The 21,310-nt window shown below is 49.1% G+C and carries 20 protein-coding genes; 13 read left to right on the forward strand and 7 right to left on the reverse strand.

From position 1 onward, the window contains the following. Positions 1 to 164 precede the first annotated feature (164 nt). Positions 165 to 1,016 carry a YicC/YloC family endoribonuclease gene (locus O9X78_RS06485; protein ID WP_269619012.1) on the forward strand — a complete coding sequence of 284 codons (852 nt, stop codon included), beginning with the start codon at positions 165 to 167 and terminating at the stop codon, positions 1,014 to 1,016. Between the two features lie 122 nt (positions 1,017 to 1,138). Here O9X78_RS06485 and O9X78_RS06490 read toward each other — a convergent pair whose 3' ends face one another. Beyond that, positions 1,139 to 1,657 (reverse strand): MarR family winged helix-turn-helix transcriptional regulator, encoded by a 519-nt coding sequence (locus tag O9X78_RS06490; RefSeq protein ID WP_269618808.1) that lies wholly within the window; start codon positions 1,655 to 1,657, stop codon positions 1,139 to 1,141. Positions 1,658 to 1,907: 250 nt separating this feature from the next. Between O9X78_RS06490 and ectA the strand changes: the two genes are divergently transcribed. The 6 genes from ectA to O9X78_RS06520 all read left to right on the forward strand — a co-directional run bounded on the left by ectA (position 1,908) and on the right by O9X78_RS06520 (position 8,096). Continuing rightward, complete coding sequence (gene ectA, locus O9X78_RS06495; protein ID WP_269618809.1) at positions 1,908 to 2,435, forward strand: diaminobutyrate acetyltransferase; 528 nt, start codon at positions 1,908 to 1,910, stop codon at positions 2,433 to 2,435. Positions 2,436 to 2,488: 53 nt separating this feature from the next. Next, positions 2,489 to 3,763, forward strand: a complete 1,275-nt coding sequence (ectB, locus tag O9X78_RS06500) for a diaminobutyrate--2-oxoglutarate transaminase (RefSeq protein ID WP_269618810.1) — start codon at positions 2,489 to 2,491, stop codon at positions 3,761 to 3,763. A gap of 113 nt (positions 3,764 to 3,876) precedes the next feature. After that, positions 3,877 to 4,260, forward strand: coding sequence for an ectoine synthase (locus tag O9X78_RS06505; RefSeq protein WP_269618811.1), 384 nt, complete (start codon positions 3,877 to 3,879; stop codon positions 4,258 to 4,260). 47 nt (positions 4,261 to 4,307) lie between these two features. Next, positions 4,308 to 5,744 carry an aspartate kinase gene (locus O9X78_RS06510; protein WP_269618812.1) on the forward strand — a complete coding sequence of 479 codons (1,437 nt, stop codon included), beginning with the start codon at positions 4,308 to 4,310 and terminating at the stop codon, positions 5,742 to 5,744. Next, a complete protein-coding gene (locus O9X78_RS06515; RefSeq protein WP_269618813.1) occupies positions 5,732 to 6,625 on the forward strand; it encodes a TPR end-of-group domain-containing protein in 894 nt (297 codons plus the stop codon). The genes O9X78_RS06510 and O9X78_RS06515 overlap by 13 nt, the downstream gene beginning before the upstream one ends. A gap of 46 nt (positions 6,626 to 6,671) precedes the next feature. Next, on the forward strand, positions 6,672 to 8,096 hold the full coding sequence (locus tag O9X78_RS06520; RefSeq protein WP_269618814.1) for a sodium/proline symporter: 1,425 nt from the start codon (positions 6,672 to 6,674) through the stop codon (positions 8,094 to 8,096). 282 nt (positions 8,097 to 8,378) lie between these two features. On the opposite strand, the gene O9X78_RS06525 is transcribed toward O9X78_RS06520, so the two are convergent. Further along, entirely contained in the window at positions 8,379 to 9,014 is a 636-nt protein-coding gene (locus O9X78_RS06525; RefSeq protein WP_269618815.1) for a TetR/AcrR family transcriptional regulator, read from the reverse strand. 576 nt (positions 9,015 to 9,590) lie between these two features. Here O9X78_RS06525 and O9X78_RS06530 point away from each other — a divergent pair. Then, entirely contained in the window at positions 9,591 to 10,991 is a 1,401-nt protein-coding gene (locus O9X78_RS06530; RefSeq protein ID WP_269618816.1) for an SDR family NAD(P)-dependent oxidoreductase, read from the forward strand. A gap of 240 nt (positions 10,992 to 11,231) precedes the next feature. On the opposite strand, the gene bamJ is transcribed toward O9X78_RS06530, so the two are convergent. After that, positions 11,232 to 11,936, reverse strand: coding sequence for a BamJ family beta-barrel-assembly machinery protein (gene bamJ, locus O9X78_RS06535; protein ID WP_269618817.1), 705 nt, complete (start codon positions 11,934 to 11,936; stop codon positions 11,232 to 11,234). A 194-nt stretch (positions 11,937 to 12,130) separates the two neighbouring features. Here bamJ and O9X78_RS06540 point away from each other — a divergent pair, with 194 nt between their 5' ends. After that, positions 12,131 to 12,976 (forward strand): hypothetical protein, encoded by an 846-nt coding sequence (locus tag O9X78_RS06540; protein ID WP_269618818.1) that lies wholly within the window; start codon positions 12,131 to 12,133, stop codon positions 12,974 to 12,976. Here the strand turns inward: O9X78_RS06540 and O9X78_RS06545 are convergent. After that, positions 12,973 to 13,482 (reverse strand): TIGR02444 family protein, encoded by a 510-nt coding sequence (locus O9X78_RS06545; protein ID WP_269618819.1) that lies wholly within the window; start codon positions 13,480 to 13,482, stop codon positions 12,973 to 12,975. The two genes, O9X78_RS06540 and O9X78_RS06545, sit on opposite strands and share 4 nt — an antisense overlap. Before the next feature lie 33 nt (positions 13,483 to 13,515). Between O9X78_RS06545 and O9X78_RS06550 the strand changes: the two genes are divergently transcribed. Next, complete coding sequence (locus O9X78_RS06550) at positions 13,516 to 15,405, forward strand: ATP-binding cassette domain-containing protein (RefSeq protein WP_269618820.1); 1,890 nt, start codon at positions 13,516 to 13,518, stop codon at positions 15,403 to 15,405. Between the two features lie 53 nt (positions 15,406 to 15,458). Here O9X78_RS06550 and O9X78_RS06555 read toward each other — a convergent pair whose 3' ends face one another. Continuing rightward, positions 15,459 to 16,115, reverse strand: coding sequence for a glutathione S-transferase family protein (locus O9X78_RS06555; RefSeq protein ID WP_269618821.1), 657 nt, complete (start codon positions 16,113 to 16,115; stop codon positions 15,459 to 15,461). Positions 16,116 to 16,310: 195 nt separating this feature from the next. On the opposite strand from O9X78_RS06555, the gene O9X78_RS06560 reads away from it, so the two are divergent. Beyond that, positions 16,311 to 16,928, forward strand: coding sequence for a class I SAM-dependent methyltransferase (locus O9X78_RS06560; RefSeq protein WP_269618822.1), 618 nt, complete (start codon positions 16,311 to 16,313; stop codon positions 16,926 to 16,928). 507 nt (positions 16,929 to 17,435) lie between these two features. Here the strand turns inward: O9X78_RS06560 and O9X78_RS06565 are convergent. After that, the gene (locus O9X78_RS06565; RefSeq protein ID WP_269618823.1) at positions 17,436 to 18,092 is read right to left on the reverse strand and encodes a 2OG-Fe(II) oxygenase; all 657 of its coding nucleotides are present in this window, start codon (positions 18,090 to 18,092) and stop codon (positions 17,436 to 17,438) included. A 112-nt stretch (positions 18,093 to 18,204) separates the two neighbouring features. Beyond that, entirely contained in the window at positions 18,205 to 19,098 is an 894-nt protein-coding gene (locus O9X78_RS06570; protein WP_269618824.1) for a hypothetical protein, read from the reverse strand. 96 nt (positions 19,099 to 19,194) lie between these two features. Between O9X78_RS06570 and argA the strand changes: the two genes are divergently transcribed. Both argA and O9X78_RS06580 read left to right on the forward strand, forming a co-directional pair. Next, entirely contained in the window at positions 19,195 to 20,505 is a 1,311-nt protein-coding gene (argA, locus tag O9X78_RS06575; protein ID WP_269618825.1) for an amino-acid N-acetyltransferase, read from the forward strand. Between the two features lies 1 nt (position 20,506). Next, a complete protein-coding gene (locus O9X78_RS06580; protein WP_269618826.1) occupies positions 20,507 to 21,250 on the forward strand; it encodes a 16S rRNA (uracil(1498)-N(3))-methyltransferase in 744 nt (247 codons plus the stop codon). Positions 21,251 to 21,310: the final 60 nt, after the last annotated feature.

Here is a 21,310-nt window from a genome sequence, read left to right on the forward strand (position 1 = left end):
TTATAATTGCCCCGCCAAAACCAGTGCGCGCACCTAAACCCACAGGCTTTCTTCAAGGAACTTTTCGCCATCTACTACCATTTAGGCTTACACTATTCCGCCTAAACCTTTAACCAGTCCAAGCATTTGAAATCGACAGGGGAATTCTTTTGACTACCAGCAGCATGACAGCCTTTGCCCATCAACGCCTTGACTACCCTTGGGGCAGTGCTACTTGGGAATTGCGCTCAGTCAATCACCGCTATCTGGAGCTATCATTTAAATTACCCGAAAGCTGGCGCCAACTCGAACCCAGCCTGCGCGATGCGCTGCGCAACAATCTGCAACGCGGCAAAGTAGAATGCGCACTGAGAGTACAACTGCAAAACCAACAGCAGGCCCTGCAACTTAACGACGCGTTAGCTAATCAGATAATGGAGGCCGCCAACGGCTTAAAAGCTCACATTGCCCATACGGCACCTATTAACATTCTCGAATTACTGCGCTGGCCCGGCGTACTGGAACCGCAAACATTAGACAACGACGAGCTAAGCAAACAACTGCTAGAGGGTTTCAACACAGCATTGGACGAGCACGTTGCCACACGGCAGCGTGAAGGTGATGCCCTCGCCAAATTAATTGAGCAACGCCTAGATACCATCAACGATATCGTCACAGACATTCGCGGTAAAATGCCAAGTATCGTCGCCGCCCAACGCGACAAATTAAAGCAACGCCTTGCTGAATTGCAAGTCGAACTAGACCCAAGCAGACTCGAAGCAGAAATCGCCCTCATCGCGCAAAAAGCCGATGTAGATGAAGAACTCGACCGCCTAGACACCCACGTAAAAGAAGTAAGACGCGTATTGAAAAAAGGTGGCGCCAGTGGGCGACGCCTAGACTTCTTCATGCAGGAACTCAATCGCGAAGCCAACACCTTGTCATCTAAAGCCGTAGTAGCCGAGAGCACTCAGGCAGCAGTTGAATTAAAGGTATTGATAGAGCAGATGAGAGAGCAGATCCAGAATATTGAGTGATACCCAATGGCTTACAGCACATTTATGGTGTTTTTTAGCTAGATCGGAAATCAATTTCGCTGAACAAATCCAGGACCTATGGAGACTCGTTATTGAAACGTGACAGCCAAATGACGAAGCCATTATCCCTCTTCGCGATCAAAACCGAAAACCCGACCCTCGTCTTCGCTTTGCCGGTCAATAGCACCTACATCCAATAGTGGCGCAGCATCGATATGCTGGGCATCCATCATATGCGCTACGCGCTGCAGCGCACTAATAATCTGGGTCTGCTCCCAATCCTGAAGATCGCTAAACTGGCGAATAAAATAATCTTGCAGCGGCATAGGTGCGTTGCGAATCAGCTCGTTACCCGCATCTGTTAAGCAGGCAAACACCTTGCGCTTATCTTGCTGAGAGCGCTCCCTCATCACCAATCCACGCTTTTCTAAACGATCAAGGATACTGGTCACGGTAGCTTGGCTCAGGCTAATTTGATTGGCCACATCGCTGATAATCGCATCACCCTGATCCCGCAGCGTTTGCAGTATGAGCATTTGTGGTGCAGTAAGCCCCGCTGTTTTCATCAGATGCTTAGAGTGCAAATCAATGGCGCGGGTCACCCGTCGCAGCGAGATAAGGACTTCGTCAATTCTATTCATTTCAACTTTCTTCGATTCGTTTAGCGCCCCAATGGTAGCGGCTTGCCGCCGATTTTGCACCCGATAAACTACGTCGTTGTCAATACCTCGGCTTGAACAAAGGCAATCAAATCACCTATAATGCTTCGTGTACTAAGTAATTAATCAGGAGGTTGAGTTCACAATTTAGTGAATAAATGCGATATAACGCACCAAAATTGACGCCTTATATACCATTTGTTTATTAAATTAGTATGAACACAAATAAGTTGTGTTGAAATCAAATAGCGCGATGCAAGCCGACGCTGCCACGCTTCGTTTTCGCCAGCCAACGGCGGAAGATGGCTATGCCCTAAATCAATTAGTGGCGGCCAGCCCCCCACTAGATACCAACTCCGTTTACTGCAATTTACTGCAGTGCACACACTTTGCAGCGACTTCGGTTGCGGTAGAGGAAGACGGGCGTTTGGTTGGTTTTATTTCCGCCCACCGCCCACCCGAAAAAGCCGACACGGTTTTTGTTTGGCAGGTTGTGGTCGATAAATCTCAGCGCGGTCGCGGACTTGCGAAAAGAATGCTGATGGACATCATAAAACGCCCAGCCTGCGAAGGTGTGAGCTTTTTAGAAACCACCATCACACCAAACAACGAAGCCTCGTGGGCGCTGTTCAAAAGTTTTGCCCGCGGACTCAACACCGAATTGAATCACAGCATTTGGTTTGAAAAAGAGGCGCATTTTGGTGGCCAACACGACAGCGAAGCGTTGCTGCGTATCGGACCATTTTCCGGCCCCGAATAACCAACAACACTGCCATAACAACGAATACAAACTCAGTACCAAGAGGAGTTAATATGACTATTTTCGACAGGCTCGAATCAGAAGTTCAATCTTACGCACGCTCTTTCCCAGTAACCTTTGACAAGGCCCAGGGCGAGCATTTGTACGACACTAACGGCAAACAATATATCGACTTTCTTGCCGGTGCAGGCACGCTCAACTACGGACATAACAATCCAATTTTGAAGAAAGCCCTCGTCGATTACATTATGCGCGATGGCATCACCCACGGCCTAGACATGCACACCGCGGCCAAGGCGGACTTTTTACAGGCCTTCAATGAGCATATTTTGGCGCCACGCGACATGGAATATACCTTCCAGTTTACTGGCCCTACCGGCACCAACGCGGTAGAGGCGGCGCTGAAATTAGCGCGTAAAGTTACTGGTCGCACCTCAATTGTTTCCTTCACCAATGGCTTTCACGGCGTAACCCTTGGCGCAGTTGCCGCTACGGGTAACAGCCATCATCGTGGCGGCGCCGGTGTAGCTCTCGGCGATGTAAACCGTATGCCTTACTGTGGCTATTATGGTCGTGACGCTGACAGCCTAAAAATGATGGATAAGCTTTTATCAGATCCATCCTCAGGTGTTGATCTACCAGCGGCAATGATTGTTGAACCGGTACAGGGCGAGGGCGGATTAAACGTTGCGAACAATGATTGGCTACGCGGCTTAGAAAAACTGTGCCGCAAGCATGACATCTTGCTGATTGTTGATGACATCCAAGCTGGCTGTGGTCGTACTGGCACCTTCTTTAGCTTCGAAGCCAGTGGCATCAAGCCAGACATTATCACCATGTCTAAATCACTGAGCGGCTATGGTCTACCGTTTGCAATTGTGCTGTTGCGCCCCGACCTGGATATTTGGGAGCCGGGTGAGCACAACGGCACTTTCCGTGGTAACAACCACGCATTCATTACAGCGGCAGCGGCTATTCGCCACTACTGGACTGATGAGAAGTTTGCCGCCGATATTGTTGAGAAATCAGCGATTGTCAGTCACCGCTTTAAGAAAATTTCAGATCGCTATGGTGTCACAAAATTACAGCCCAAGGGTCGCGGCATGATGCAGGGTTTGGCATGTCGGGACGGAGAAACCGCTGACGAGATTGGTCGCGCGTGTTTTGAACGCGGTCTTGTCATTGAAACCTGCGGCAACCACGGCCAAGTAGTTAAAGTCTTCTGCCCACTAACTATCGAGAAGAGCGAATTAATGCGCGGTCTCGATATTCTCACCGAAGCAATTGCCGAGGTTCTGGACACGGCGGTCGAAAAAAAAGCATCTTAACTGATTGAATTAGGCGACTCTTCTGCGGATTTATATCTGTGGAAGAGTGCCCTAAGAATTGACTATTCATGCCGCCATAAGGGCGGCAGTTTATATTTAAAAAGGAACGCACAATGATTGTTAGAACCTTAAAAGAATGTGAAAACTCTGAGCGTCGCGTAGCAACCGACACTTGGCAAAGTGTCCGCATGATTCTAAAGAATGACAACATGGGCTTCTCATTCAATATAACTACCATCTTCGCCAATACCGAAACGCCGATTCACTACCAAAACCATCTTGAGTCGGTGTATTGCATATCAGGCAATGGCGAAATAGAAACCGTGAACGATGGAAAAATTTACAAAATAGAAGCGGGCACTATTTATCTTTTAGATAAACACGACAAGCATTTACTACGCGGCGGCAGTGAAGATATGCAATTGGCCTGCGTTTTCAATCCGCCTTTAAGCGGCAAAGAAGTGCATGACGAAAACGGCGTGTACCCAATCGATTAATCTGCTGGAAACCGAAAGTATTTTTCAGTTCTTCAACGGAGAAAAAAATGACACACAGTGTAGAAAAAATCGGCGGCACCTCAATGACCAATTACGAGGCGGTCAGAGACAATATTATTCTCGCCGGCGGTGAAAAAGGTAATCTCTATGAGCGTATATTTATCGTCTCTGCATACGGCGGCGTCACTGATTTATTGCTAGAAAACAAGCGCAACAGCCACCCAGGTGTATATGCACTCTTCGCCGATGACGGTGCAGAAACACTTTGGCGAGATGCCTTAAGCGAAGTGGGCAACACACTTAAAACCATAAATGCCGGTTTGTTCCCAGACGTTAGCCAATTGGCCGAGGCGAACAAATATATTGAAGGTCGTCTTTTTGAGGCTGAGCGCTGCATGGACAATTTACATCGTCTTTGTCAGCACGGTCACTTTGGCCTTGAAGACCATCTTCTCACCGTAAGAGAAATGCTAGCTAGTATCGGCGAGGCGCACAGCGCGTGGAACACCGCTGCACTTTTAAAACGAGACGGCATTAATGCGCGCTATATCGACCTCTCTGGCTGGCGCGCAGAAGAAGCGCTTCCCTTAGACGATCATATTCGCGAAGCACTTTCGGCCATTGATTTAAGCACAACATTACCCATCGTAACCGGCTACGCGCACTGCAAGGAAGGCCTAATGGCTAGCTTTGATCGCGGCTATAGCGAGATGACCTTTAGCCGTATGGCGGTTATCAGCGGCGCACGCGAAGCGGTTATCCATAAGGAATATCACCTCAGCAGCGCTGACCCACGCTTAGTTGGCCCTGACAAAGTTGTGCCGATAGGTCGGACAAACTACGACGTTGCGGATCAACTTGCCAACTTAGGCATGGAAGCAATCCATCCCCGAGCGGCGAAAGGTTTGCGTCAGCAGAAAATTGCGCTGCGGGTGAAAAATACCTTTGAGCCTAATCACGCTGGCACATTGATCGACTGCGATTACCGCAGCGAAAAGCCCTGCGTTGAGATTATTGCAGGCCGCAAGCAGGTCTACGCTTTAGAGGTTTTTGATCAAGATATGGTCGGCTCTCTGTGGCAGTACGAGCAAAAAATCCTCGCTGCAATTGAGCGCTTTAAAGGCACGGTGATCACCAAAGACATCAACGCAAACACGATTACCAACTACCTCGGTGTTAATTTAAAAACTGTGAAACGGATCGTCAGTGCGGTAAAAGAACTGTTCCCAAGCGCAGAAGTCAGTACCCGTAAAGTCGCTATTATTTCTGCCATCGGCAGCGATATGCAGGTACCCGGCATGTTGGCAAAAACAGTATCAGCTTTAGCATCTGCAAATATCAGTGTTTTGGCAATGCATCAGTCGATGCGCCAAGTAGATATGCAGTTTGTTGTTAATGAAGATGATTATGAAACAGGCGTCGCCAGCTTGCACCGTTGTCTTGTAGAAGTGCATGACCACGGCGAAGCTATATGCGCCGCTTAAAAAGTCGCTTAGCAATTATAGGTTTAATGTGTATTCCGCTGGCGCTGTCAGCGGATCCTTCATTAGAGCCCGATGACAGCAATGTCGATGCCTCAATTGATAACTTAAGCGAACCGCTTTACTCACCCTTTATTGAACGCTACATGCTCGATGAGATTCGCAGCCTTAGAATCGACATGGAACGTTCACATCGCGAATTAGCTGCGGAAGTTGTTGACCGTGAACTAGGTGCCGCCGACAAAGCGGTATCTTATGCAACAAACACTGTCACCTATTTCTTTTATCTTATTGCGGCGGTGAGTTCGGCATTGGTCTTGATCGGCTGGAACTCTATTCGAGATATTAGAGATAAAGTCCACAAAGTTGCCAACGAACAGGTAGCCGAATTAGTTGATGAATATGAGAAACGCTTGCGGACAATTGAAAAACAATTAAAGCAAGAAACTGCACACATAGAATCGAATCGCGAAGAGATCAATCTAACCCAAGAAATACATTCGCTGTGGTTACGAGCAACTCAAGAATCTAGTCCAGCAGGAAAAATCGCGATCTATGATCAAATTCTCGAATTGCGAAAAGATGATATTGAAGCCATTACCTATAAAGCTGACGCAGCACTGGACCAGAATGAACCCCAGTGGGCAATCAACCTATGTCATCAAGCCTTGGCATTAGATGATTCAAATGCCCATGCGTTTTATCAGCTAGCCTGCGCCCACACATGCCAAGGCAGCCTAGATGAAGCAGCGCGCTATTTCTCCCGCGCGGTGGTGCAATCAGAATCATACCGCGATGAACTGCACCGCGATCCGGCGCTGTCAGAATTAAGAGAGCATCCTCTGCTAATCGAATTATTAGCACCTGTGCCGTCAATCACGTAAGCGACCACTAAAACATTTTATATCTGCAAATATCACGGAATTAACTATGATAACTGCTTGGAGTTTTGCCGCCTTTCTCGGTGTTTTTGTGTTTATCGGCCTTTCGTCGCTGTTTTTCAATACTCACCAGAGTAAAGATTATTACTTGGCCAGCAACACAGTAAAACCGTGGCTAGTCGGTCTGTCTGCAGTGGCGACAAATAACAGCGGATATATGTTTATTGGTGTGATCGGCTATACCTACACCGTCGGTCTGTCCGCGTTCTGGGTTATGGCGGGATGGATACTCGGCGACTTCATTGCCTCCCACTTTGTGCATCGCAAGCTGCGCAACATGACCGAAAAAACCGGTGAAGTCAGTTACCTCGGTGTGCTGGCAAATTGGAACGGCATCATCTTACCCGGCTATCAGCGCCTAGCTGCGCTAATTTGCTTAGTACTGCTCATCGCCTATGCCGCAGCGCAATTACTCGCAGGCAGCAAAGCATTACATGTGCTATTCGACTGGCCGACCTGGGCGGGTGCGGTGTGCGGTAGCGTATTGGTGGCAGCCTATTGCTTAGCCGGCGGAATTCGCGCATCAATCTGGACGGACGCGGCCCAGTCGTTCGTTATGATCAGTGCCATGGGCATACTCATGTGGGTCGCAATCGCCAATTTAGGCGGTGTGAGCGCCACCATCAGCGCCCTGCAAGATGTGCCAAATTACATGGATTGGTTCCCCGAAGACCTTGCTTTTCCGGGCATAGCCGGCGCCTTCTTATTCGCGCTAGGCTGGCTATTCGCAGGCTTATCCGTCGTCGGTCAACCCCACGTCATGGTACGTTTTATGGCGCTCAGCAGTGGCGAAGAAATGAACCGAGCACGGAGCTGGTACTATTTGTGGTTTACCGCTTTTTATCTCATGGCTACAACGGTAGGTCTATTATCACGTCTTTATCTGCCAGACGTAGGTAGCTTCGACGCCGAACTAGCGCTGCCAACCATGGCGCAAACTCTACTACCTCCCGTGCTTGTCGGTCTCATCCTCGCGGGAATTTTTGCCGCGACCTTATCCACCGCAGACTCATTAATACTTAGCTCCTCAGCTGCCTTTACCCATGACTTGTTACCCAACAATATAGAACGCCCCTTCCTCATCAAAGCGTCAACGCTAGGGGTATGTATATTGGCGTTAGGTTGGGCATTACTCAGTGCACAAAGCGTTTTTGCCATGGTAGTAATGGCGTGGTCAGGCTTGGCCAGTGCGTTTGTTCCCATGCTGGTAGTACTAATATTTGGCGGTCGACCCACGCAAGGTACGGCAATCACCATGAGCTGTGTCGGTATACTAACGGCCTTAATATGGCGATATTTTGATCTTCACAATATGGTTTACGAAGGATTGCCCGGCATTCTATCTGGCCTATTAGTTTACGGTATTGCGCGTGGCTTTTTGGGTAAGCAAGCAGCGAGTAACGCTAGTCTTTAAGTCATGCAAACTTTAGGTGAACACGTTTTCACCTAAAGTTAATGGCATTGCGGAAATGAATAACTTAAGCATTATTTCTTGGCTTTTACGCACCAGTTCGAATGGCAAAGTTCGTAGCAAGCAAAACCTAAATGCAGCCTCATATAAAGACTTGTCGTATTATTGAATTGATCAACAAACACTCTTAAATTTAAGAATCATTGTTAACACCAATACAGCAACGAGCAAGGAAGACTTACACAAGTAAGCTAGATCTTGGGGGGGAGAAATCTGGATTTAGAACTATTTTGGCGCAAGATAGCTCATCACTAAAGAATGAACTGTATTTTGAACAGTGCGCTTCGAGTTACCGGAATAACGCATGTGCACGATAGTATGGGCCATACCCATAATGACACGGGCGGCATCGCTGGCGTTTATTTCTGAAGAAATAGAATTATCTTGCTTTCCTTCCAGCAGTAACTTCCGCAATCCGGCTACTGCCTCCTTATAAAAGTCGAGGTACATATCCCAAATAAAGCCTCGGGTAAAACCAGACCACTCCAACCAAATACGAACGTAATGGCTGTTTTGATCAATTAAGATCTGAAACGCTAATAATATCTCTTCAATACGCTCGTAGGCCGGCGTGGGCTTAGTCAGATAGGGCTCAATCAATTGATCAATAAAATAACGATGTATCTCTGTTAATACCGACCGCTGCAACATATCAATGCTCGGAAAGTAATGAAATACCGTGGGCACCGCCACACCAATCTCAGCAGATATATCTGCATGGTTTGCGTTGGCCAAACCTCGCTCTGCAAACATATATACGCCACAGGTCAAAATCTGTTCTTGCCTTAGCTCTGGCGACATTCGACGTGCTCGGGTCTTCTTCTCCGCACTCTTCACTGATATAGCGCCTTGCTTCTTCACACTCTTCTCCAAAAAGACGGATTTCGCACCGCTATAAGCCACTGCCTATACCTCAACTTGCCCATCAAGGCGACGAAATTGCTATTCACGCACCTATATGGCGCACGTATTATATCGCAAATTACCACCTCAATTTGCTCTTATACGGTCTTGCTATATCAAGCCCAAAACTGGAAAAACATCGCAAACTATTACCAAGTAAATCCATAGCGGCCTAGCCCCGAATGTCCTGATAATGAATTACGACACTTCTACAGGAGAGAAGATTATGTTGAATAGCAAGGAAGACGCTATATTGAAAAACACCCTCAATACCCATCTCGCAATTCTAATTGGAGTTATGGTAGTACTGACACTTTTTATACCAGATATTAACTAGTTAGCATCATGTTGCGGCGAAATCATAAAAATTAGCGCCGCAAACACTTTTCTTAGCAACAACAATTGAACAGAAAATTCACGCTTTTCAGTATTATCGTAGCGACGCGGCAACCTCTGATCTACTAACGCTACAGTTTCGTAACACTCGGTAATCCATCCCCGCAGCAGCTGTAGCTGGCCAGAGAGATTACCAAGATGAAATATACTCTCAACGAACAAATCGTCGTCGATCGGCCCATAGCCGACTGTTTCGCCTACCTGAAAGATTTCGCGACCATTGAACAATGGGATCCGGGAGTATATCGCTCACGCAAACTAACGCCCGGCATCCCGAAAGCCGGCACTGAATACGAAATACTGCTTAAGTTGCCGGCCAACAAGCAGGCTCCGATGCTTTATACGCAACTGGCCATAGACGAACCACATCAATTAGTTCTTCAAGGTGTCGGTGATAATTTCGGCGCCCTCGACACGATCAGCTTTAAAGCGATAACCGCAGGCAGCACAATGATTGACTACCGCGCGGAGCTCGACCTTGACTGGCTAAGCCCCTCCTTCGCGTGGACTGTTAAACCACTCCTAAACCGTCTCGGCAAGAAAGCAGCGAATGGTTTAAAACAGGCGCTAACCACGCCGAGCAAGCCCACTGGCCGCACCTTAAAGGACAGCATTAGCGATCGCCTGATTTTACCCGCCGCACTCAGTTTCGGTAAGCGCGGCTATTTATCTCTATCACGCAAGTCACACAGTACGAGAATGGACGGCAAGGTTGTGGCGATCACCGGCCCAACTGCTGGACTCGGCTTAGCGGCGGCCTGCGAGCTTGCAAGACTCGGCGCCACACTGCTATTAATAGGTAGAGACGAGCAAAAGCTAAACTCAGCGGCCAAGGAAATCCAAGATTTCAGTGGCTGCCCAGACGAAGCCCTGCGTATTATTAGCGCAGATCTCAGCTCGCTAGGCGCCACCGCAGATGCAGCAAAGCAGATTCTTAAGGAACAACCTCATTTAGACATATTGATAAACAATGCCGGCGCATTATTCGCCGAGCGAGAAGATACTGAAGAGGGCTTCGAACGCGCATTGGCAGTAAATTTTCTGGCGCCGGTGTTACTGAGCAAGCTACTCCAGCCGGTTTTCGAAAAAGACAGTCGAATTATCAATGTCGTCTCGGGAGGGCTGTATTTTCAAGGCCTGAATATCAATGACTTACAATTCCGCGACGAGAATTACGACGGCAGCAAAGCCTACGCTCGCGCCAAGCGTGCTCTGCTTTACTTAAGTCGGGATTTTGCTGAAACCGCCACCGGCTGCTACCACACCATGCATCCCGGTTGGGCCGCAACGCCAGGGGTCGCCAAATCACTGCCTGCCTTTAATAAGGCCCTGCAAAATTATATGCGAGACAGCCGAATGGGAGCCGATACTATTGTGTGGCTTGCAACCGCACCTGAGCTTGACGGCTATACCGCGCAGCAACTCTGGTTCGACCGCCACCCACATACTAGCGACGTCCTCCCGGGCACAAAATCAAGCCTTGCAGAGCTCCAGTGGCTCAAGAACTGGACGGCAACAACACTAGCGCAATACGAGTAAGATTCTTGGTGGCGTAAAAGCCATTTCTAAATATATGAATGTATCGTCGCGGAAATTGAGACATATCTTACACACAAAACAGATATCAGCTAATTCACTATATATAGCAAGTACGTAGACTGGGCGAGGTTAAGGATGACACTGGTGCTACATGGATGTACCGCACCACTCTCCGCTAAAGTTAGTAGTTGCGCACGTAAAAAAGGCCCCGTTTGGGGCCTTTTTCATATCCGGTCGAAATTACTTCTTGTCGCCGGCAATACTGATTAACTCAACATCAAAAATTAATGCAGAATTAGGACCAATCATTTGGCCTGCGCCACCTGGACCATAGGCTAATGCTGGCGGAATAAACAACTTCCATTTAGAACCGACTGGCATCAACTGCAGCGCCTCGGTCCAACCCGGAATAACGCCACCCACTGGGAAACTCACCGTCTCGCCGCGTTGGTATGAGCTATCAAACACCGTGCCGTCCAATAAAGTACCGTGGTAATGCACTTCTACGGTGTCGTCAGCCGTTGGTTTAGGGCCATCACCCGCCACCAACACTTGGTACTGCAAACCACTTTCTGTAGTTGTTACACCTTCCACACTACTGTTTTTAGCAAAAAATGCGTCAGCTGCTTCTTTGTTCTTCGCGCCCGCTTCCTGGGCTTCTTCCTCACGAACAGCCAGCTGCTTCTGCTGATACGCTTGCAGCGTACTCATAATATCCTCTTCGCTCATCTGCAAATCGCCGCCCGCCAGTGCATCGCGAACACCCGCGCTAAACGCATCTACATCCAAGGGAAGATCATCGCCGAATCTCGCGCCTATATTAGCGCCAATGCCGTAGCTGACTTTAGAAATTTCCGTTGTTAGATCAGCTTTGCTCGATGTTTCACTATTACAAGCTGTTAGCAGACCACTCATTACCACCGCACATACCAGTGTCTTATTCATGTAACTACCTTAATTTATGGGAAAAAATGCTGCCGCAAATTCGACATGCTTACTCAGACCGTAGTCTGCCACAAGCGTTCCGATAGACACAGTATCCGGAGAAAGAATTCCCTTGATTGGGAAGATAGATTCTCTGCGGCAAGTTTGTATAATGCAGATTGATGTTTTTTTAAACATTCCTAGGGTTAATTCTCATGATAGGTAATAAAAACAAGAGTAAAACGACCAAAACCCCACTTGTTGAGTTGCAGAACCTGCAATCCGAACTGCACTCGCTTAGGGAAAAGCACATCGCGGCACTGGAAAGTGAGCTGTTACTTCTTGAAAAAGAAGAAGTTTCTCAAAAGTCTAGAATTGATAAAGCCCGCGAGCAACTCAACCAAGCCAAACTGAGGCTAAAAGACCTACCAACCACCAAAGCCAGCGTGCAAGCACGGGCGCAGGCCAGCCTTGATACCCATCAGACTAATTTTGACAAATATCAGGCTGATCTGGCACAAATACGCAGTAAAATATTCGAGCAAAAATTAGCCATCCGCAAAGAAAGAGCGGTACTAAAAGCAATAATTGACGCCGAAAAAGAACTTAAAAAACCCGAAAAGTCGACATCATCTTCGAAAAAAGACGCCACAACCGCAGCTACTCCAGACGTTACACCCAAGCCTACAGCCAAAAAAGCTGTCGAACCAAGCTCGGCTCAAAAACCGGCGCCAAATGCAAAACCTAGCACTAGTGCTAAAACGCGCCCAGCGTCACCCGCGGCCACTAAAAAATCTACCGTGCAGAAAACTGAAAACAAGGTAGCTGCCCAACCAAGCGAAGCGAAAAACACAGACACCGCCAAAAAAGACTCGCCAAGCCCAGCAGCGGAGACAGTAAAAACAACGAAAGAAGCTGCGGTTAAACAAGCGGCTATTCCCACTCCACCGCCAACAGCAGTAACACCACCACCGAAACGACGAGTTAGACGCATGAGCGATATCCCCAGCCACCCAGATAAGGCGGGGGACAGATTAGCCAGCCTATTCGACGATTTTTAGGAGATTTCGAGAAATTTAGCAGCAAGTTCAGCAAGCATAAGCTGAAGATTAGCCTGGTTTATGTCCACCTCCAACGCGGCATAAACCAGCAAATTATTTGCAACATCAGTGCGATCAACATCTCCCGCAACTTGTTTCGCCAATTCAGCCGCCAAGCTACTTATTTCTATACGCTCCGCCTCGATCTCTGCCTTTTTTAACGCAGTATAAAGACCATCGCTCCCATAGGCTTCAAGCCGCAGCGCCCGAATGGGAAGAATGTATTGCTCCCGAATAGGGGCCGCAATGTTGATTAATATGCGGCAAAATGGTTCTGTCCACATCAAGCCATTACGACCGCAGAACCCCGCCGCCAGCAACATATTTACATCCATTTGATAATGGTCCTGCAAATACAGGCAGTGCCGTTGTATTATGGGCGCCGCATAGGCCGCCAGCGCAAATTCCCACAAGGTGCTTAGCGTCTGTTTAGGTGAATTCCCACCGGCACTAAATTTTTCATTCATTACTCGGTACTCACGCTATAATCGCGCCCCATCATGATTGAACTCCAGAACCTCAGTTTACAACGCGGCGGCAAAGCATTGCTCGAATCCGCCGACCTACGCGTTAATCCCGGCGAACATATCGCCCTCGTTGGTGCCAACGGTACAGGCAAATCTAGTCTATTCCAGCTCATGTGCGGCAAGTTAGTCCAAGACAGTGGCGAACTTTTTATTCCCGCACAATGGCAAATTGCCCAAATGCGCCAAGAAGTAGATGCCAGTGATCGCTGCGCCATTGAATACGTTATTGATGGCCATCACCGCTTTCGTGACATTGAAGCGCAAATTGCCAGCTGCGAAGACGACCATCGTCTAGCAGAATTACACGGCGAGCTCGATTTGATCAACGCCTATCAAATTCGTAGCGACGCCGAACGCCTGCTTACCGGCCTAGGTTTCAAATTGGACGAACTGGAGCGCTCGGTCAACGATTTCTCTGGTGGTTGGCGCATTCGCTTAAATCTAGCACAGGCGCTCATGTGCCCATCAGATTTGATGCTGCTCGACGAACCCACAAATCACTTGGATCTCGACGCCAGTCTGTGGCTAGAACAATGGCTGCACCGCTACGAAGGCACCTTATTTCTAATTTCACATGACCGCGACTTTATCGACGCCTGCTGTGATCATGTGGTGCATTTAGAGCGGCAAACAATGACGCGCTACCGTGGCAACTACACAGCCTTTGAGCGCCAACGTGGCGAACGTCTTGCCCAACAACAACAGGCCTTCGAAAAGCAACAAGTTGTGCGCGCCCACATGGAAGACTTTGTGCGCCGCTTCCGCGCCAAGGCCACCAAGGCCAAGCAGGCACAAAGTCGATTAAAAGCGCTGGAAAGAATGGCCGACATCGCGCCAGCCCATATCGACTCGCCATTTAATTTCCGCTTTTATGAACCTAAGCAGTTCTCAGATCCGTTGCTGTCGCTTTCCCAAGCCACATTGGGTTACAGCAGCCCGATCCTGCACAAGCTCAATATCAGTATCCATCCCGGCACACGCCTGGGGCTACTGGGCGCCAATGGCGCGGGTAAATCCACGCTGATGAAAACCCTAGCAGGCACCCTGCAGCCGCTGATTGGCGAGCGCCAACAGGGTGAGCACTTGCACATGGGCTACTTTCACCAGCACCAGCTTGAGTCTTTGGACTTAAGCGCCAGCCCAATACTGCAATTACAACGCCTGCGTCCCGATGCGCGCGAACAGGAAATCCGTAATTTCATCGGCGGCTTTAACTTCCACGGCAAACACGCCGAGCAAAGCTGTGAGAATTTCTCGGGCGGCGAGAAAGCACGTCTCGCCCTCGCCATCATCGTATGGCAACGCCCGAATATGCTGCTACTCGACGAGCCGACCAACCATCTCGACCTTGAGATGTGTCACGCCCTCACAACCGCACTACAAAATTTTGAAGGCGCGGTGATCCTCGTCAGCCATGATCGACATTTGCTGCGAAATACCGTGGACGAGTTTCTGCTTGTCGATGCCGGCCAAGCGCAGCCCTTCGACGGCAGCCTAGAAGATTATCGTCACTGGTTACTCAATCGCGATAAAAGCGCACCAAGTAGTAATGAAGCAACCAGTACTGATGCGCCGCTAGTCGACAAAAAGCAGGCGAGACAGCAAGCCGCAGCACGTCGTGCACAACTCGCGCCGCTAACATCAAAGCTGAAAAAGCTAGAACAGAACATGCAAAAGTTTGCTGAACAATTGACGCGCATAGAAGACCAGCTCGCCGATACCAGCCTGTATGAAGAAACCAATAAAGAAAAATTAAAGAAATTACTTGCCGAACAAGCAAGCTTGCGCGAACAAAATGACGACACCGAGGAGCAGTGGCTGGCGATTCAAGAAGAGCTGGACGCCTTAGAAACCGGACTCTGATAATACAAAACCGTAGTGAGCGGGCGGCCAACTCAGCCGCCCACACACTCTAATTATTTAGCGTTAACCGCCGCCAAGAATGCTGTCATTCCTTCCTGCATTGCTTTATCCAACTGCTTAGCAATATCTGACCCAGCCATCATTTCGTCCCATTCACGAAGACCCGGTACCTCAGCGACCACATCCCACTGATAGATAGCCTGCGTTGCCAATTTACACGTCACCAAACAATAGCGCATCGCCACGTCACCCATGGTCATCGCCTCACCAAACATATAGGGCGACGGCTTCGCTAGTTGCGCCATGGCTTTACAACCCTTGGCAATCGTTTCACGTACCTCGGCCTTAATATCGTCGCTCACTTTTTTACCTGCGAGAACTTCAGGAAACAAACGGCGCGCAGGCAGCTCAAAATAAAGCTCCGCCATTTTCATTAGCTCACTCACCTTAGCTCGCTGCCATTCATCCGCAGGCATCAGCGGTCGTGCGGGATACGCAGCCTCAAGATAACTTAAGATCACACTGGTTTCCGCCAAATAACCTTGTTCTGTTTCAATGCAGGGCACTTTTCCCATCGGGCTTTTGCTATTGTAAGCGGGGTCCATGCCAGGAAAGGTTGCCACCTCATCAAACGCGATGCCCTTGTACAGCAAGACATGCTTGACCATATTGAAGTAGTTACTTACAGCAAACCCATATAATTTGAGCATCGTGATTATCCCGTTTAGTTTTATAGTGATTAGCACCACAGTATACGCAGCAAGGAATTATCTGCACCAGTGCCAAATCAGCCATCTTTTTTTACAAAACGGCACCACCACCATAAAACTGACAATTTGGTAAGTTGCCGCCAAGGCATAAGTTGGCTACTGTTCTCGCTCAATTTTTTGCCGCACGAGAACACTATGAATATTGCGCTACCCCCTCATATCAATACCGTTAAAGGGTTTTTAGCCGATGATGAAGCAAAGGCCCTATATGAACAGGCTTTATCGGTAGCACAGCGCGGCCCAGTATTAGAAGTCGGCAGCTATTGCGGTAAATCGACCATCTACTTAGGGCTAGCATGCCAACAAAAAAACAGCGTGGTTTACGCCGTAGACCATCATGTAGGCTCAGAAGAACACCAACTCGGCGAGATGTTCCACGATCCCGATCTCTACGATGCGGGAGAAGGCCGCTTCGACACCTTTAAAGAATTTCGACGCAATATTCGCCTAGCGGGATTAGACGACACCGTCGTACCCATCGTAGCCACCTCAGAAGTCAGCGCAAAACACTGGCACACGCCACTCGCCATGGTCTTTATAGACGGAGGTCACAGCCTTGATGCCGCACTATGCGACTACCGCTGCTGGGCAGGCAAAATTATCATCGGCGGCGTACTCGCCATCCACGATCTATTTCCCGCACCGGAAGAAGGCGGCCAAGCGCCCTACGCCATTTATAAAATGGCCTTAGCTTCTGGTTTATTTGAACCCATTGCGCGGGTGAATACTTTGGGTTTGTTACGACGGATTTAGGCTAAAAGTGTATCGGCACATTCGCGAACGCGGTATTGCAGCATCCGGCTTAATCCGTTACTTGTTGCTGCGCAGAAGGAAAAATGCCTTAAGATGCTAGTTCATTGGCAAAGCCAAAAATGATCTCATGTCAGAGTCGGGCACTAAACTATTCGCCCCGCCTTTGAACTCACCGAGCATCGAAAAAAGAAGTACGTCGCCCAGAGACGGCAAAAAAGAGCTACTGGAAAACTGCGCTCGCGTTATCCAAAATCACTTTCAAACCTAAAAATTTTAACTTTAAGTTCTGTCAAATGAAGCAGTCTCCTTGACCAAATAAAATATAATTTAAGCAAAACACTATACGCAACTAAGCTCGAAGAAGAACGTAGACGCCATCTATCAGATGCACTGTTAGTCTCGACGGTAGCCTTCACCTAAACGAATCGTCAGACAATTAGACTTCTCGGTCAACCACTTCATCCCTGTTTCGGCGCCAGTCGTTGCAAAGAAAAAACTCAGAAGCCACTACTGCGGCGGATCAATATGCGGCCCAAGTGTCGTATTAACCCGAAACCAACCCGCAATGCTATAACGCAGGCGGCTTGCGATGGTCACTTCGTGGGGAAAACGATCACTTAGAAACACCACCAGAGTGCCCATCAAAGGCGATATTTTTGCGATGGGCTCTAGACTTTCTTCGTACATCACAAGATGGCCGCCGTCGGCCAGCGCCCAGTTGGGATTTAAATAAAACACGGTAGAGAGCACGCGGTTAGTCCGGCCCTTAAAGGCGTCTACATGTTTCTTATAAAACGCACCGGGCGCATAGCGGGCAAAATGACATTCGTAATCGAATAGCCCCATAAACAAGCGACGATTAAGTCCTGTGCGGAGCTTTTCCATCCACGCCAAGTAGCTCGCCTCAATCTCATCTGTTGGTGTTAACCAGCGGATTTCATCATTGCGTACAAAGGGATTTAACTGAAATTCGCCTGCGCGACCAACGCCCGCAGGCCGAAATACGTCGTCTTCAAAACTGGCGATTCGGGCAAACAAAGCGTCGCTCATGGCGATGGGTAAGGAGGCGGGCAGCACGACGTAGCCTTTTTCAGTTAAGGCATCGGCAATACGGTCAAATAGTTGCTCCGTATCCAGCGTAGATAAGAGTACTTCAGCTTCCACTAGACGTCCCCTGAAAAAGCTGCATATTTACCCTTAATCGCTGCGCTGTCACTAACTAATTTTTTAAAAACAGCATTTTTTGCAGCGAGGCTTAGCGCGGACTACTGAGCCCTTAGCGAAGGTGTCGCAGAGTCATCACCAAATCGGGAATAAACTGCAAATAGCTACCGTACTGCCATAATTGCGCCGATACCGATGGCCGTATTTCACGCTCCACCTTATCTATTAAATTGTGCAGGCGACGACGACCCTGCGTGCGATTCACTCCGACTTCAATCACTGGGGCGAGTAACGGCGTTGCCAAAAATACGACTGCAAATCCGGCGACAGCACCGCTAACCGCGACCCAGGTAGGCACACCAAACCACCCAGCCCACAGCGCCGCCCATGCACTTTGTTGACTGAGGTATACCGTGCTTGCCGCCGACATGCCGATCATCGACGCGCTACCAAAGGCAATTTTGTCGCTCACGCTTCTGCCCAACAAACCCACACCCAAAAACATGAGCACATCACGGCTGCTGTCATGATGCAGTCCCATCTGCGCCACCGCCGCCTGTAGCCGCTTTGCGGCAATGTCACTGTCGTAGGGCGCTAAAGCCTCACGCAAGCGTTCAATATCACCCTGCTGATAATCTGGATGGGCGCGCAACTGCTCGAACAACATCGCTTGCAAGGCCGGCAGGTCCAAAACCTGCTCAGCCAAAATATCTGCTATCGCCTGCTCCTTGCCTGTTAGCGCTCTATGAACCGGCTGACCTCGCCGCCCAAGGCTGCGCATTAACCGCCATACAGCACGCGGAATATTCATTAAATCGGCAGGTACGTCGGCTTTATTACGCCAATGTCTGACAGCAACCGCAGAAAGAGAACTGAAATAGCGAGCGTGTACATCGTCTACCCGCGCATGGGCAGTAGCAAAATGTGCGCTGATCGCCTCACGCAGCCCTGCCTGCCATTGCGCCTCGGCATCACTGATTTTGGTTTCTTGCTTATCTACGCCCATAAAGCCCAACTCCACAGAATGCGCATAAAAATGGCTTGTAAGCCTATGACATTACACACAAAATGAGGGCTTAAACTCATAACACATACCGTTGCCATGTCAGAACATACCGATTACGTAAAATGGTTTCGCAACTCTGCGCCGTATATTAACGCCCACCGCGGTAAAACATTCGTCATTATGTTTGGGGGTGAAGCTGTTGCGCATCCGAATTTTGCCAACATTGTGCATGATATTGCCCTGCTCAACAGCCTTGGCGTTAAACTTGTTTTAGTACACGGTGCGCGCCCACAAATAGAAGAGCGGGTTCGTGGCGCGGGTATAGAAAGCCGCTATCACAATGATCTACGCATTACCGACGATATCGAACTGCGCTGCGTGACCGACGCGGCAGGGTCGCTACGCGCCCATATTGAAGCACTGTTGTCGATGGGTGTGGCGAACTCGCCTATGCACGGCGCGGCCATTCGCGTGTGTTCCGGCAATTACGTTATCGCCCGTCCGATTGGCGTGGTAGATGGCGTCGATTTACGTCATACCGGTATAGTCAGAAAAGTTGATGCGCAGGCTGTACAACAGCAACTCAACCACCAACATATTGTGATGCTATCGCCGTTGGGCTATTCGCCAACGGGCGAGGTGTTCAATCTCACCGCCGAAGATGTCGCGGTACATACCGCTGCGGCCTTAAAAGCCGACAAACTGATTTTGTTTACCACCGACGCGGGACTGCTCGACAGCGACGGGGAATTAATACGGCAATGTGAATATCGCGATGTAGATCGCGAGTTAGAATTGCAGGCATCTTTGGCCAGCGATAGCATTGTGCAAGCGGTGGTAGATGCGGGTGATCTTGGGATTAACCGTTGCCACATGATTTCTTTCCAGCAAGACGGTGCACTACTGCAAGAGCTCTTTAGTCGTGATGGTGCGGGTACCTTAATAACCCAAGAACACTATGAGCAATTTATGACCGCCGGTATAGATGATGTCGGTGGCCTGCTTGCCATTATTGAGCCGCTAGAAGCAAAGGGCGTTTTACTAAAACGGTCGCGGGAATTATTAGAAAACGAAATCGAACACTTCAAAATTCTCGTTCGCGACGGCATGGTGGTCGCCTGCGCGGCGCTATACCCCTACCCCGAACAACGCAGCGGCGAAATTGCCTGTGTTGCGACGCATCCCGATTATCGCGGCGCGGATCGAGCTGAGCGCTTGTTAGAGTTACTGGAAAAAGAGGCCCGCAAAAAAGGTTTGGATTCGGTGTTTGTACTCACCACACAAACCGCGCACTGGTTCCAAGAACAAGGCTATGTAGAATGCCAAATTGACGATTTGCCGCCGGCAAAAAAACAGCTCTACAACTTTCAGCGCAAGTCTAAAGCCTTTATTAAGGCGCTAAATTAAGATGCGCGTACCGAGAATTTATGTAGAACAGGACTTGGCTGTCGGCCAAGTCATCTCGCTAGATGAACGCGCGGCGCACTATGTGTCGCACGTGTTGCGGATGCGCGCTGACCGAGATTTAATTCTGTTCAACGGTGACGGCAATGCCTACCCGGCAAAAATTAGTGACGCGGGGAAAAAGCACGTTAGTTGTCAGCTAGAGGGTGCAACACTCGTCACTACGCCACCCTCGCCTATTAAGATAGAACTCGCTATCGGTATTTCTAAGGGCGACAGATTTGACTGGGTTATACAAAAAGCGACTGAGCTAGGCGTGACAAAAATTACGCCGCTATTTACCGAAAGAGTAGATGTAAAGCTGAGTGGCGAGCGACAAGAAAAGAAACAGCGTCACTGGCAGCAAATTATGATTAGCGCCTGTGAGCAATGTGGCCGCAATGATTTGGTTGAAATAAGCCAAGCATGCCGACTTGAGGATTGGTACGCAAATTTAGATAGCGAATTAAAACTGGTTTTGTGCCCCAGCCAGAACGACCAACTGGTCAACGACGAACTTGCGCCAAATACGTTTACTTTGCTTGTTGGACCGGAAGGCGGGCTAAGTGATGAAGAAATTGCGTACAGTTGTAAACAGGGTTTTCGCGCCCTGCAAGTAGGACCAAGGGTACTCAGAACAGAAACCGCACCCATCGCCGCCATCAGCATTGTGCAGCATCGCTGGGGAGATATGGGCTGGCTAAGCTAATGCTTACCCTATCCATGGCCCCGAATCCAATCTTTATCAGTAAGCAGATTGCCAAGCTCT

This window comes from Zhongshania aquatica, from assembly GCF_027257955.1.
Taxonomy (GTDB): Bacteria; Pseudomonadota; Gammaproteobacteria; order Pseudomonadales; family Spongiibacteraceae; genus Spongiibacter; species Spongiibacter aquatica.